The sequence below is a fragment of the Acidovorax sp. sif0632 genome (assembly GCF_019218805.1).
GTDB lineage: Bacteria > Pseudomonadota > Gammaproteobacteria > Burkholderiales > Burkholderiaceae_C > Acidovorax > Acidovorax facilis.
Window position 1 is genome coordinate 39,478 of sequence record NZ_JAHUWW010000005.1, and the last position, 13,536, is coordinate 53,013.

Here is a 13,536-nt window from a genome sequence, read left to right on the forward strand (position 1 = left end):
GTTTCATTGCTTGGGGATGCCCGCGCGCTCCATCACGGCGCGCCAGCGGTCGATGTCGGTTTTGAGCAGGGCAGCGGCCTGCTCGGGCGTGGAGGTGCGGGGCTCGACGTTGAGCGCGCGCAGCTGCTGCTGCACGGCGGGTGTCGCCACGGTGGCCACCACCTCGCGCTGCAGCCGGTCCACCACCGCGCGCGGTGTGCGCGAGGGCACGGCCAGCGCGTTCCATGAAGCGGCCACAAAACCCTTCACGCCCAGCTCCACCGCTGTGGGCGCATCGGGCAACACCACAGAGCGCTGCTCGCCCGTGACCGCCAGAACGCGCAACGCCCCGGCGCGCACCTGCGGCAAGGTGGGGCCCAGAATCTCCACGCCCACATCCACCTGCCGACCCCGCAGCGCGGTGATGAGTGCTGGCGTGCCGTTGAACGGCACCACCTGCGCATCAATGGCCGCGCTGCTTTTGAACAGCTCGGCCGCCAGGTGCTGGGTGCTCCCGATGTTGATGCTGCCGATATTGAGTTGGCCTGGATGGGCCCGCGCATGCGCCAGCAGCTGGGCCAGCGTGCGGTGGGGCGAATCGGCAGGTACCAGCACCGCGATATCGAAGAAACCCAGCGTGCTGACCGGAGCGAAGTCGGCCAGCGTGTCGTAGGGCAGCGACTTGAAAAGGCTTGCGGATACCGCCGTGCCGTTGGACAGGAGGAACAGCGTATGCCCGTCGGGCTCCGCGCGTGCGACCGCATCGGCAGCCGCCACACCCCCGGCGCCGGGGCGGTTGTCGATGACCACGGGCTGCCCCAGCCGCGCGGCCAGCCCGGTTGCCACGGCGCGTGCAGTGAGGTCACCCACGCCGCCCGCCGCAAAGGGCACCACGATGCGCAGCGCCTTGGTTGGAAATGCGGGCTGCGCACGCAGCACGGTGCAGGGGGTGAGGCCCAGCGCGAGGAGTGCTGCCCGGCGATCCATCAGCCGACGAACTGCACCAGCCACAAGGAGATGGGCGGAAACACCAGCAGCAGCGTGGTCCGCACCACATCGCTGGCGAGGAAAGGCATTACGCCCTTGTAGCTCTCAGCGATGGGTACGTCTTTCGCAAGGCCATTGACCACGTACACATTCAGGCCCACGGGCGGCGCAAGCAAGCCAAACCCCACCGTCATGAGCACCATGATGCCAAACCAGATGGCTGTGTGCTCCTGCGACATGCCGAAGTCCAGGCCCATGATCACCGGGAAGAAAATGGGGATGGTCAACAAGATCATGGACAACTCGTCCATCACCGCACCCAGCACCACGTAAAAGAGCAGGATGCCGGCCACCACCATATAGGGCGAAACGTTCCAGCCCTGGATCAGGCCCGCCAGCTGACCAGGCACCTGCGTCAATGCGAGCGCCGTGTTCATCATGTCGGCGCCAATGAAGATCATGAAGATCATGGCGCTGGCAGACGCGGTGGACAGGAAACACTGCTTGATTTTCTCCAGTGTCAGTTCGCGCTTGAGCAGCGCCGCAAGGAAGGTGCAGGCCACGCCTACCCCCGCGCCCTCGGTGGGTGTGAACAGGCCGCCATAGATGCCGCCAAACACCACCAGGAACACGATGGCAATGGGCAGCACGCCCAGCACGGCCTGCAAGGACATCTTGGGAAGATCGACGGTGTGGTCCGGCGCATGGCCGGGGCGGATGCGCACGTAGATCGCAATCGCGATCATGTAGCCCAGCATGGCGATGATGCCGGGGATGGTGGCCGCAGCAAACAGCTTGGCGATGTTCTGCTCGGTCAGGATGGCGTAGATCACAAGGGGCACCGAGGGCGGGATAAGAATGCCCAGCGTGCCTCCCGCCGCCAGCGTGCCGGTGGCCAGGCGGCCGGAGTAGCCGTGCCGCTTCATCTCGGGCAGCGCCACCGACGTGATGGTGGCTGCGGTGGCAATGGACGAGCCGCAAATGGCGCCAAAGGCCGCACTCGCCGCCACCGCTGCCATGGCCAGCCCGCCCTTGAAGCGCGCCATGAGCACGCTGGCAAACTGGAACAGCGCCTTGGAGATGCCTCCCTGCGTGGCGAAGTTGCCCATGAGGATGAACAGGGGGATCACCGACAGGTCATAACTCGCAAACCGCGCAAAGGCCAGGCCGTTAAGGTTGTTGAGAAACGGCGGTAGCCCTACCTGGTAGAGGTAGCCAAAGGCACCTGCGCCAAACATCGCCGCCGCAATGGGCACACGCACCACCATGAGCGCAAGCATCACACCAAAAATCGAAAGAGCGAGGGCCAGCGGGCTCATGCGGCATCCTCTTCTTCAATTTCAATGTGCGCCGGGCCGAAGGCCTGCACCAGGGCAATCACCCCCGTCAGCAACAGGGGCGGCACCATGGCAGCGTACGTGATCCATTCAGGAAACCCAAGCATCATGGTGGTGGTCATGGAGTTGCGGGCACTGAGCCCACCCGTGGCCGTGCGCCAGGCCAGCACGAGGAACATAGCCGATAGCAGCAGTGCGCCGAAGCGGTCCAGCCGGGCATTCACGGCCGAGGAGGCCCGGGCGGTGAAAAAGTCCACGATGATGTTCTGGCGGCGCAACTGGCACCAGGGCATGAACAGCGCGATCGCGGCCCCTGCGGCCACGGCCGTGAGTTCGTAGTCGCCCAGGACAGTCCAGCCCGTGGTGTTGCGGCCCACAATGCTTGCACAGGTGACCAGCGTCACCCCCGTGAGAATGACCCCGGCCAGCACCGCGCAAGCCTGGGCGAGAAATGATAGGAACTTCAAGGCAGGGTCCTGTCAAAAAATCAAACCGATCCATTCCGGCACCCACCAGAGCGGATCGGCATGGAGCAGCGCAACCGGGTGCGCCTGGCGACACCGCCGAGGTTATCGGCTGTGCTTTTCGATCAGGGCCCGCGCCTCAGCAGCAAGCTTGGCACCGTCGATGCCCTTGCCCTTCACCTCGTTGATCCAGTCGGTTTCCACACTGGCAGCCGTGCGGCGCCAGCGCTGCGTCTCGGCCAGGTCCAGGGCCACGATGTTGTTCTTGGCGCGCTCGGCAATCTGGCGGCCCACCTTGTCGCCCTCGTCCATGGCGCGGCCAAACATGGCTGCGGTCTCGATGCCGGAGTTCTTGTCGATCACGGCCTTGAGGTCGGGGGGAAGCTTGTCATAGCTGGCCTTGTTCATCGAGAACGCAAAGGTCTGCGTGTACAGGCCTTCCTTGCCAGCAAAGGTCGTGTGGTTGCGCACCAGCTCGGTCACCTTGAGCGACGGCGTCACCTCCCACGGGATGGTGGTGCCGTCGATGGTGCCCTTGCTCAGCGCATCGGTCACGGCAGGGACAGGCATGCCAACCGGCGTGGCGCCCAGCTTGGTGAGCATGTTGCTGATGATGCGCGAGCCACCGCGCACCTTCATGCCGCGCAGGCTTTCCAGGCCGGTAACGGGCGTCTTGGTATGGAACAGGCCAGGGCCGTGGGTGTGCACGGCGATCAGCTTGACGTCCTTGAACTCATCGGCCGCGAACTTCTCGACGTATTCCTGGATGGCGCGCGAAGACGCTTCAGCGTTGCCGCTCATGAAGGGCAGCTCGAACACTTCCGTCTTGGGGAAGCGGCCCGGGGTGTAGCCCAGCACCGTCCAGGTGAAGTCCACCACGCCGTCGCGCGCCTGGTCAAACAGCTGTGGCGGCGCACCGCCCAGCTGCATGGCGTGGAACAGTTGCACCTTGATCTTGCCGCCCGACTCGGCCTCGACCTTCTGGGCCCAGGGCACCAGGGCCTTGGCCGGGATGGTGGCCTGGGGTGGGAGCATCTGGTGCAGCCGCAAGGTCACGGTCTGCGCCATGGCACTGCCAGCCACCGTTGCCAGGGCCGCCGCCCCCAGTGCCGTCAATGCGGCGCGTCGCTTGAAGAAGTTCATTTTTTGTCTCCGGTCTCGATTTATCTGCACATCTGCGAGGCCACACCCCAGGGCCGCAGAGAACCTGCGGCATGGAGAGGGACACTGTCCCTCCCCCACTGTGCATGCAGTCGCATCCACATGCCAGTTCTATGACGGACTTTCAGCTATGCCGTAACGTTATGAAACCGGTGAAACCCGCAGACCCTGCAACCCTCGCGCTTGGTGGGTTGTCCGTCACCCCCGCCGAATGAGCGTGAGGGCGGGCATGTCGGCATGCACCTGCCCACCGGCCTGGCCCGACAAGGCTGCACGCAGGTTGCGCTGCGCGAGGCGCGAGTGCTCGCGCATGATCGCCTCGGCCCGCGCGCCCTCATGGTGCTCGATGGCGTCCAGCAGCTGGCGATGCTGGTCTTGGGCCACCACCAGCAAGTCGCGCGCCTGCGGCGAATGGGTCTGCACCATCACAAAGGCCGAGGGCGACGCAAACGGCAAGCCCTTGACCCGCTCCAGCTCCCGCGCCACCACATCGCTGCCCACCATGCGGCCCAGCAGCAGGTGAAAACGTGCGTTCAGCTCCACATAGCGCGAGAAACCCACGTCGTCCAGCGTGGAAGGGGCCAAGGTGGTGTCGATGGCATCCAGGCAGGCATGGGCGTCGGCCAGCACGGCGGCATCCACCCCGCGCTCGGCCGCCAGGCGCGCGGCCAGCCCTTCCAGCGTGCCGCGCAGCGCAATGGCGTCGGCCACATCGGTTTCGGAAAAGGTGCGCACGGCGTACCCGCCCCCGGGCAGCAGCTGCAGCAGGCCCTCTTGCTCCAGCCGCATGAGCGCGGCGCGGATGGGCGTGCGCGACACCCCCAGCTTCTCGACGATGGCCAGCTCGGCAATGCGCGCACCGCCCGGCAACTCGCCCGCCAGGATCATTTCACGCAGGCGCAGCTGCGCCTTCACCGACTGCGAAGCGCCACCTTCGGCAGCGTCGCCCGGAGTGGAATCCGCGAGGAGGGGCTCAGAGAGGTTCATGTGGAGTGTGCGGAGAGGTGATCAGAAAAAACCATGCAACCAAGGCTGGGGTCAGCCCGGCAACCCATTAATGTATACAAACAAAAACTAACCCAACTAAAAAATTCAAAAAATATCTTCAAAAACAAGGACATATGCGATATACCAATTCGCAATAGCTGCTTTTCAACGATTGAATGTATACATCGAACGGCCTTTTTTGCACAATCCGGTTCACAACACCAAAGCGCTGAAGGCGGCCTGCGGGCCAGGCCAACAACATCCCACCACCCCACGGAGAGAGACAAGCATGTTTCCCAAAAACGCCTGGTACGTAGCCTGCACCCCTGACGAGATCGCCGACAAGCCCCTGGGCCGCACCATCTGCGGCGAGAAGATCGTCTTCTACCGCCCCGCGCCCGACCAGGTCGCCGCGCTGGACGACTTCTGCCCCCACCGGGGCGCTCCACTGTCGCTGGGCACGGTGTGCGAAGGCCACCTGCAATGCGGCTACCACGGCCTCAGGGTGGAATGCACGGGCAAGTCGGTGTCCATGCCCGGCCAGCGCGTGCAAGGGTTCCCCAAGGCGCGCAGCTTTCCGGTGGTGGAGCGTTACGGCTTCATCTGGGTGTGGCCCGGCGACGCCGACAAGGCCGACCCCGCCACCATCCACCACCTGCCCTGGGCCAACAACCCCGAATGGGCCTATGGCGGCGGGCTGTACCACATTGCCTGCGACTACCGCCTGATGATCGACAACCTGATGGACCTGACGCACGAGACCTACGTGCACTCCACCAGCATCGGCCAGAAGGAAATCGACGAGGTGCCCTGCAAGACCCGCGTGGAGGGCGACGAGGTGATCACCAGCCGCTTCATGGACGGCATCGAAGCGCCGCCCTTCTGGAAGATGGCGCTGCGCATGAACGGCCTGCCCGACGACCAGCCGGTGGACCGCTGGCAGATCTGCCATTTCACACCACCCAGCCATGTGCTGATCGAGGTGGGCGTGGCGCTGGCGGGCAACGGCGGCTATGACGCCCCGGCGGACAAGAAGGCATCGAGCATCGTGGTGGACTTCATCACGCCCGAGACCGAGACTTCGATCCACTACTTCTGGGGCATGGCGCGCAACTTCAAACCGCAAGACCCCTCGCTCACCACGCAGATCCGCGAGGGCCAGGGCAACATCTTTGCCGAAGACCAGGACATGCTGGAACAGCAGCAGCAGAACCTGCTGCGTTACCCCGACCGCAAGCTGCTCATGCTGAACATCGACGCAGGCGGGGTGCAGTCGCGCAAGATCCTGGACCGCATCATCGCGGCCGAGCAGGCCGCCGCTGCACCCCAGGCGGTGGCCGCATGACCGCGCAGGAAACGATCCAGGTCCGCGTCGTCAAAAAGCAGGCCGAGGCCGAAGGCATTGCCAGCTTCGAGCTGGCGAGCGTGGACGGCGCCGCGCTGCCCCCGTTCAGCGCGGGCTCGCACATCGATGTGCATCTGCCCGGAGGTGTGACGCGGCAGTATTCGCTGTGCAACGCCTCGCACGAATCGCACCGCTACCGCATTGCCGTGCTGCGCGATCCGGCGTCGCGTGGCGGCTCGGTCGCCATGCACGACAACGTGCACCAGGGCGATGTGATCACCATCAGCACACCCCGCAACCACTTTGCGCTGCACCCAGCGCAGCGCACGGTGCTGCTGGCCGGTGGCATTGGCGTCACGCCGCTGCTGTGCATGGCCGACCGGCTGGCGCGCACGGGCGCCGACTTTGCGCTGCACTACTGCACACGCTCTGCCGAACGCACGGCGTTTGCTGCCGAGATCGCCGCATCGGCCATGGCACCGCGTGTGCATTTCCATTTCGATGCGGGCCCGGCCGAACAGAAGCTGGACATTGCCGCCGTGCTGGCCGCGCCCGGGCCCGACAAGCGCCTGTATGTATGTGGACCGGCAGGCTTCATCGACCATGTGGTGAACAGTGCCAAGGCCCTGGGCTGGGCGCAGGACCACATCCACCTCGAATACTTTGGCGCCCCTGCGCAGGACACCTCGGGCGATCAGGGCTTTGACGTGCGCATTGCCAGCACGGGCAAGGTCTATGCGATTGCGCCCGACGTGTCGGTGGTGGAAGCCCTGCGCAAGGAGGGCATCGACATCCTGACCTCGTGCGAGCAGGGCGTGTGTGGCACCTGCCTCACGCGCGTGCTGGAGGGCGAGGTGGACCACCGCGACATGTACCTGACGGACGAAGAAAAGGCAGCCAACGAGCAGTTCATGCCCTGCTGCTCGCGCGCGCGCAGCAAGCTGCTCGTGTTGGATTTGTGAAGTTGAACACCCCCTGAGTCGCCTGCGGCGGCGTCCCCCGCGTGGGGCTCGCGGGGGTTTGGCTGAAAACTCCTGAATTGATAGCTGCTAGCGCCTATCCATCAAGCGCTAGCAGCCAATTTCACTCAAAACTCACTCTTCCACGGCCGTGCGGATCGTGTCGCGGCCGTGCCGGTCTTTGACGCGGCCCAGGTCGGTGTCGAGCGCGCGGGCCAGTTTGTCCACAGCGCCGATGAAGGCGTTGGCCATCTTGTCGGCTTCGTCGGTCACAGTGACCGGCTGGCGGCCGGTGACGCGGGCCTCGAGGCGGCAGCGTTTGTCATTGGCGCCGGACTTGCCCGCATCCAGATCTGACAGAAACACCTCCAGCCGCGTGATGTGGTCCTGAAAGCGCGTGAGGCGGCTCTTGGACTCGTCCGTGATCCATTGCGCGAGCGACTCGCCGCCGTGGATGTGGTCGTCGGTGTTGACTTGTACTTGCATCAGAGTTCCTTTCAGATGACGTTGCTCAGGGGTCCATGATGGCACCGCAGGCCTTGACCCCGGAAAACACATGTCAAAACATCCTCAGAACCTGTTCAAGGTCTTTTCGGGGATCGCATTGGAGTGCCATCGGGAGGAGTGGAAGCTTCGGATGCGCCGCATGGGCTCGTGCCCATGCAAGCAGCCGGGGCGCCAAAGCTCCGAGTTCATCGGCCCGATTTCACTCCAACCCTTCGGGCAAGTGCCTTGTGCGACCCCGAAAAGACCTTGAACAGGCTCCTACAACTTGTCCAGCGCCACGGCGGGCGACCAGTCGCTGCCAACGGGCAAGGCGCGCGCCTCTGCCACGCGCTGCTGCAGGCGCAGCGCCGCCGTATCCCCAGGCACGCGTGCCAGCACCTGCGCCAGATAGCCGCTGGCACCGTCCCAATCGCGCGCGTGGAAGGCATTGAGCGCGGCCAGGCTGGCATCCCGCACAGCGACATCGTCACACGGTGTGAACACACGCACGGGCTCGGTTTTGCCCTTCACGACCACATCATCGAGCGCGCGCAGAGCCACCGAGGAAGGCAGCTGCGCGGCGGTGGCGGCAGAGAGCAGGATGCCAGTGCCAAAGGCCTTGTTGGCGCCCTCCAGCCGTGCGGCCAGGTTCACCGCATCGCCAATCGCGGTGTACGAAAAGCGCTGCTCCGACCCCACGTTGCCCACCACCACCCGCCCCGTGTGCAGGCCAATGCGCATGTGGATGGGCGGCAGGCCCCGCGCACGCAGGGCGGCCACCAGCACCTGCATGGCCTGCTGCATGGAGATGGCCGCAGTCACCGCGTGCTCGGCGTGCTGCGGGTCGTCGAGCGGCGCCCCCCAAAAGGCCATCACCGCGTCGCCGATGAACTTGTCCACCGTGCCACCCGTGGCGTGCACGATGGGCGTCATGGCGTTGAAATACGCGGTGAGCACTTCCACCGTCTGCTCGGCACTGAGCTGCTCCGATAGCGTGGTGAAGTTGGCCAGGTCGGTGAACATGAGCGTGACCTCGCGCGCCTCGCCGCCCAGGCGCATCAGCTCGGGCTGCGCAATGAGGCGCGAGACCACGGCAGGCGGCACATACTGTGCAAACATCGCCCGCGTCTGGCGCGCGCGCCGGCGCACAAAGGCATAACCCGCCAGCGCCGCTGCGCCGTAGACCGCCACTGCCGCCGCCGCAGGCAGCAAGGGCGGCCACCACAGCTGAAAGCGCCCGAACAGCCACCACGAGGCTCCCGCTATCGCCGCCACCAGCGCCGCCGCCAGCGCTGCGGCGCCCGCCGGGTGCAGCCTGCGGTTGCCCCATAGCAGCAAGGGGACCAGCAGCGCTACGAGGGCCAGCGTCCAGCCTTCGGGCACGGTGCGCAGCCCGCCGCCGGTGAGGTAGTTGTCCACCAGCGTGGCCTGCAGTTCCACACCGGGAAACAGGCGCTCGCCCCCTGCGGTGCCAAACGGTGAATTGAACAGGTCGGCCTGCGACCGCGACAACTCGGTCGCGGTGCGCGCCGAGCGCCCCACCAGCACGATCTTGTTCTTGAAGAAGCCCGCAGGCAGCAGGCCCGGCTCCAGCGCCTGGTAGTACGAGCGCGTGTCAAACGTGCCGCGCGGGCCCCGGTAGCCGATCCAGTCGAAGTGGCGCAGCACCGGCAGCTTGCCGCGCGCCTCGGCCGCGCGCTGGGCCAGCCGCAGGGCAAAACCCTCGCGCGCCACGGGCACACGGCGCACCACAAAGTCATCGTCGGGCTCCACCCCGGCATCGCCCGCATCGGCTCCGGCGTCCAGAAACCGCTGCAGTGGCATCACGTCCAGCCACAGCGCAGCGTTGCTGCTGTCGATCTTTTCACGGGTGGCGGCCAGCACCACGGGGCCGGTCTCAGCGATGGCCTGCGCCAGTGCGGCATCTTCGGCTTCGGTTGATGGGTCGGCGAACACGATGTCCAGGCCCACGGCGGCGGCACCCTCGTCGTGCAAACGCTGCAAAAGCGCTGCATGCACGCTGCGCGGGAAGGGCCAGGTGTGTTGCAGCTCTTGAAACGTGGGTTCGTCAATCGCCAGGATCACCACGGGCAGCGCCGTGCGCTGCGGCGCAGTCCAGGCCGTGAGCACGTCGAAGGTCTTGAACTCCAGCGCGTGCCAAGTGCGGCTGAACGTGGCCGCCCCCACCAGCAGCAGCGCCAGCGCGCAGGCTGCCAGCGCATAGATCTGTTGCTGGCGCCGGACCGCTGGTGATGCGGAATCAGAAGCGGTAGCGCGCGTCCAGAACATACCGGGTCTTTCTGCGGTCTGACTTCGGCGCCCACAGGTTCAATGCGGCCACGCCCACCACCCAGTGTTTGTCCTGCGATTCCCAGAAACCCATCAGGTCCAGGCCCCAGCCGGGTGCCATGCGCGTGAGGTTTTCCTTGTCTTCAAAACGCTCCGACCGGTACACCGCTCGGCCGCTGACATAAAACCGCTGCGGGCTGACCCAGGTGGCGCCCAGCACTGCGGTGTGGCGCGGAATGTAGGGGATGCGCCCTGCCGGCCCCTCCGTGTCGTAGATATGGCTTTCGCTGCCCTGGTAGAGGTACTTGGCGTAGCCCGACCAGCGCCGGTTGAACATGTGGTTGACACCGGCACCCAGTGTCTTGAGGGTGCCAGCGTCGAAGCTGGGCGTGTCTTCCAGCAGATCGGTGGTGGAGAGGTTGACCAGCTGGACGTTGCGCATTTCTTCCAGGAACGGCAGGCTGGGGGTGCGCAGGTCTACGCCCACGGTACCGGGGTTGCGCACACGCAGATGGTCTGCACGCAGGCTCAGGAACGTATTGGCTCCCAGTTCCATGCCCAGTTGCGCCACGGTGCGCTTGTGGCGGCCACCGGCTTCCACCAGCCGGTCTTCCACGGGAATGCCGGCCGTTTCCACACTGGTGAGGGTGGAAACGCTGAGTGGCCGCAGCCAGTCCTGGTAGGCCATGCGCACGGTGGTGCCTGCGGCGGGTTGCCACACCATGCCTACGCGGGGGGTGACGACGCGCTCCATCTCAGCACGGCGCGCTGTTTCGTCGGTGAACTCCTCAAGATTGACCAGGAGGCTTTGGGTCCGTCCATCGACACGGTGCCGGATTTGCTGCAACCCCAGTGCGGCATCCAGGTTCAGCGCCGTGTTCAGACGCTGGTTGGTGGCCAGGGTCAACGCCGTGTAGCGCCGATCGATGTGGTTGTAGCCATCGACGAGAAGGTAGTCGGTGTAGCGCCCAAACCCAGGGATATCCGCAGCGACCCCCGCTATGCCGCCAATCAGATTGTTCTGGCGCTCGCGCACGTGTTCCAGCGCCACGCTCCAGCGGCTTCCCGGCGCAGGGTCCACCGTATGGCGCAGTTGCACATCGCTGAGCTGCTTGCTTGGCTCGCTGCCCACGCCCATGACGCTCACGAACGGAGGTGCGAAATATAGCGTGGGGTAGTTCCGCAGAACGCTGTTTTCGACACCCCGTCCAAGCTTGATCCAGGTCTGCTCCGTCGGCCCCCACCGGTACGCCATTCCAAGGGCGCCCTGTGTACTCTCGTTGTCCATGGACGTCTCAAGCAGGTTCTGGCTGCGCAAACGCATGTCGAACTGGTTGACATAGGCAAACAGGTTGATGCGCTCGGTAGGCTGCATGCCGGCCCCCACCGTGACTGCCCGCGCGCGCACGTCGCCATAGCCACCGCGCACGGCAGGCGCATCGTTGACCTGGAGGTCAAACGGAAACTCGCTGGCATTGGCTGACTGCGCCTTGAAGAACCACGACACGGGCACACGGCTGTTGTCCATGCCGTTGAGCGTGACCGCAGGGGCTCGCATGCGGTACTGGTCGCGGTCCAGCGTCACCCCCACCGCCCCATGGGCCCCGGGTTGCTGCAGCAGCGACGAATAGCGCTGGCTCGCACCAAACGCCATCGGGTCTGTGAGGAAACCCTGGAACAGCGCCGAGTTCTTATTGAACTCTCCCGCATACCGGTCCGCCAGGAACAGGTGGCTTCCGCCCCAGTAGGGATAGAAGCTCTGCTGCGCCAGTTCCAGCGCCCAGTCTTCCATGCCAAAGAAGGCCATGGAGGCACCCAGGTTGGCGCTGCCTTTCTGGTCGTTGGCGATCTGGTTGAGCGACTTGAGGTAGGGCATGCGTTGCACCGCTGCGCGCGCAGCCTCCACGGCTTCGCCGGGCTGGAACAGGTCGGTGTGGATCTGTGCCAGCAGCATGTAGGGCACGGGGTCCTTGTCGTCCAGGCTGCTGGCCTGGCGCAGCGTGGCCAGTGCGTCCTGGTGGCGGCCGAGCTGGTAGTACGCCACGGCCGTCCAGGTTTTGGCGCGGGCGTAGCGGGGCTCCATAACGCCCGCGCGCAAAAAGGCATCCAGCGCGGCCTGAGGGTAGCCCTGCTTGAGGTGCAGCAGCCCCTGGCCGGTGAGTGCCACGTAGTCCGCCGGGTTGTCGCCCAAAGCGGTGGCAAAGGCCTGGCCCGCCTCGGTGAACTGGTTGGTGAAGGTTTCCAGCGTGCCCAGTTCGCCCCAGGCGCCGGGACTTTGGGGCGACAGCGCCAGCGCCTGCTGCAGATTGGCGCGGGCGGGGCGGGCGTCTTCGCGTTCGGTGTGGGCACTGCCCAGGCCCTGCCAGCCCCGGGCGTCTTGCGGCGCGAGCTGCGTGGCCTCGGTGTACGCGCTCAGCGTGCCGGGGGCATCTCCCCGGCGGCGGGCCAATTCAGCCCGCACCATCGCAAGCTCTGCATGCGCCGTGCCCTGTGCCGGGGCCAGCGTGGCGGTGGCCTCGTCCACGCGGTCGCTCAGCAGTTGCACCCGGGCCAGCTGGGCCACCAGGGCCGGGTGCGCGGGCCAGCGCTGCAGGGCGGTGCGCAGCGTGGTGGCCGCAGCGGCCGCGTCGCCTTCCATGAGCAACACGTCCGACTGCATGAGCCAGACCGGCAGCGGGGCGGCCGGCGTGGCCGCCTGGCGGGCCAGCTGTTCGCGCGCAGCGAGGACATCGCCCGCCTGCAGTGCGATGGCGGTTTCCATCACGGCCACCCAGGGTGCGGGTGCGCTGCCGTTTGCTTTCGCCTGCGCCAGCGCGGCACGCGCGGCGGGCAGATCGCGGGCCACCAGCGCGGTGCGCACCGGGGCCAGCGCTTCGGGCACGGTCTCGGCGGCCAGGTGCGGCAGCGGGTCGGCGCTCAGGGCGTTCACCCACTGGATGCGGTCGCGCGGCTGGCTCAGCACCAGCTTGACCGGTGCCTTGCCCACTTCGGCATAGGCGGCCTCGTTGGCGCCCACCGACACCTGCCCCTGCGCATTGGAGAACTCCACCGTGCCCGACAGCACGGTCAGCAAGGTGCGGCCGTCGTCCTCCACGCTGATGTCCCAGTCGGTGCCCCGGATCGCCGCCGTGGCCGCCGGGGTCTCCAGGTTCAGCCGGGAGCCATCGGCGCGGCGCGTCTGCGTCCAGGCCCGGCCCGCGTTGAGCAGCAGCGTGGTCACCGGCTGAGCGGGTGTGGCCACGCCCTTGACCTGCAGCACCGTGTTCTGGTGCAGGCGCAGCTGGGTGTCGTCGGCAAACAGCAGGGCCATCCGCGCCGCTTGCCGGGTGCGCACGAAATCGCCCGTGGCGAGGGCCTGGGCCGGGCGAGCGGGCTGCCAGTCGGCTGCAGCGGCGGCACGCTGGTCGCCCGTGCCCTGCAGGCTGACGATCTCGGCGGCAGCACCTGCGGGCACAGCGGCCTGGGCCAGCAGCGGCCAGGCCAGGGCAGTCAACGTGGCCAGCGCCGTGAGCGCGGGCAGGCAATGCTTCTTGTGGGACATG

General features: G+C 66.2%; 10 protein-coding genes. 2 read left to right on the top strand and 8 right to left on the bottom strand.

Annotation, left to right across the window (positions count from 1 at the left end; translation table 11 throughout):
- Nucleotides 1-3: 3 nt before the first annotated feature.
- The 5 genes from KW832_RS16320 to KW832_RS16340 form a co-directional block, all read right to left on the bottom strand.
- Nucleotides 4-966: a tripartite tricarboxylate transporter substrate binding protein gene (locus tag KW832_RS16320; RefSeq protein WP_055398486.1), complete on the bottom strand. Its 963-nt coding sequence runs from the start codon at nucleotides 964-966 to the stop codon at nucleotides 4-6.
- Nucleotides 966-2,285, bottom strand: a complete 1,320-nt coding sequence (locus KW832_RS16325) for a TRAP transporter large permease (RefSeq protein WP_218300923.1) — start codon at nucleotides 2,283-2,285, stop codon at nucleotides 966-968. The genes KW832_RS16320 and KW832_RS16325 overlap by 1 nt, the downstream gene beginning before the upstream one ends.
- Nucleotides 2,282-2,770: a TRAP transporter small permease gene (locus tag KW832_RS16330; RefSeq protein WP_121421517.1), complete on the bottom strand. Its 489-nt coding sequence runs from the start codon at nucleotides 2,768-2,770 to the stop codon at nucleotides 2,282-2,284. The genes KW832_RS16325 and KW832_RS16330 overlap by 4 nt, the downstream gene beginning before the upstream one ends.
- 102 nt (nucleotides 2,771-2,872) lie before the next feature.
- Nucleotides 2,873-3,910: a TRAP transporter substrate-binding protein gene (locus KW832_RS16335; RefSeq protein ID WP_121421518.1), complete on the bottom strand. Its 1,038-nt coding sequence runs from the start codon at nucleotides 3,908-3,910 to the stop codon at nucleotides 2,873-2,875.
- A 216-nt stretch (nucleotides 3,911-4,126) separates the two neighbouring features.
- Entirely contained in the window at nucleotides 4,127-4,915 is a 789-nt protein-coding gene (locus tag KW832_RS16340; protein WP_218300922.1) for a GntR family transcriptional regulator, read from the bottom strand.
- 289 nt (nucleotides 4,916-5,204) lie between these two features.
- Here KW832_RS16340 and KW832_RS16345 point away from each other — a divergent pair, with 289 nt between their 5' ends.
- Both KW832_RS16345 and KW832_RS16350 read left to right on the top strand, forming a co-directional pair.
- A complete protein-coding gene (locus KW832_RS16345; protein ID WP_218300921.1) occupies nucleotides 5,205-6,260 on the top strand; it encodes an aromatic ring-hydroxylating dioxygenase subunit alpha in 1,056 nt (351 codons plus the stop codon).
- The gene (locus KW832_RS16350; protein ID WP_218300920.1) at nucleotides 6,257-7,222 is read left to right on the top strand and encodes a PDR/VanB family oxidoreductase; all 966 of its coding nucleotides are present in this window, start codon (nucleotides 6,257-6,259) and stop codon (nucleotides 7,220-7,222) included. Before KW832_RS16345 ends, KW832_RS16350 begins: the two co-directional genes overlap by 4 nt.
- 132 nt (nucleotides 7,223-7,354) lie before the next feature.
- Here KW832_RS16350 and KW832_RS16355 read toward each other — a convergent pair whose 3' ends face one another.
- From KW832_RS16355 to KW832_RS16365, 3 genes are all read right to left on the bottom strand, one after another.
- Nucleotides 7,355-7,705, bottom strand: coding sequence for an HPF/RaiA family ribosome-associated protein (locus tag KW832_RS16355; protein ID WP_218300919.1), 351 nt, complete (start codon nucleotides 7,703-7,705; stop codon nucleotides 7,355-7,357).
- A gap of 279 nt (nucleotides 7,706-7,984) precedes the next feature.
- The gene (locus tag KW832_RS16360; protein ID WP_218300918.1) at nucleotides 7,985-9,994 is read right to left on the bottom strand and encodes an adenylate/guanylate cyclase domain-containing protein; all 2,010 of its coding nucleotides are present in this window, start codon (nucleotides 9,992-9,994) and stop codon (nucleotides 7,985-7,987) included.
- A complete protein-coding gene (locus KW832_RS16365; RefSeq protein ID WP_218300917.1) occupies nucleotides 9,966-13,535 on the bottom strand; it encodes a TonB-dependent receptor domain-containing protein in 3,570 nt (1,189 codons plus the stop codon). The genes KW832_RS16360 and KW832_RS16365 overlap by 29 nt, the downstream gene beginning before the upstream one ends.
- Nucleotide 13,536 lies beyond the last annotated feature (1 nt).

Coding starts and splice junctions, on each gene's coding strand:
- KW832_RS16320 (WP_055398486.1), bottom strand. CDS start 966: ATGGATCGCCGGGCAGCACTCCTCGCGCTGGGCCTCACCCCCTGCACC.
- KW832_RS16325 (WP_218300923.1), bottom strand. CDS start 2,285: ATGAGCCCGCTGGCCCTCGCTCTTTCGATTTTTGGTGTGATGCTTGCG.
- KW832_RS16335 (WP_121421518.1), bottom strand. CDS start 3,910: ATGAACTTCTTCAAGCGACGCGCCGCATTGACGGCACTGGGGGCGGCG.
- KW832_RS16340 (WP_218300922.1), bottom strand. CDS start 4,915: ATGAACCTCTCTGAGCCCCTCCTCGCGGATTCCACTCCGGGCGACGCT.
- KW832_RS16345 (WP_218300921.1), top strand. CDS start 5,205: ATGTTTCCCAAAAACGCCTGGTACGTAGCCTGCACCCCTGACGAGATC.
- KW832_RS16350 (WP_218300920.1), top strand. CDS start 6,257: ATGACCGCGCAGGAAACGATCCAGGTCCGCGTCGTCAAAAAGCAGGCC.
- KW832_RS16355 (WP_218300919.1), bottom strand. CDS start 7,705: ATGCAAGTACAAGTCAACACCGACGACCACATCCACGGCGGCGAGTCG.
- KW832_RS16360 (WP_218300918.1), bottom strand. CDS start 9,994: ATGTTCTGGACGCGCGCTACCGCTTCTGATTCCGCATCACCAGCGGTC.
- KW832_RS16365 (WP_218300917.1), bottom strand. CDS start 13,535: ATGTCCCACAAGAAGCATTGCCTGCCCGCGCTCACGGCGCTGGCCACG.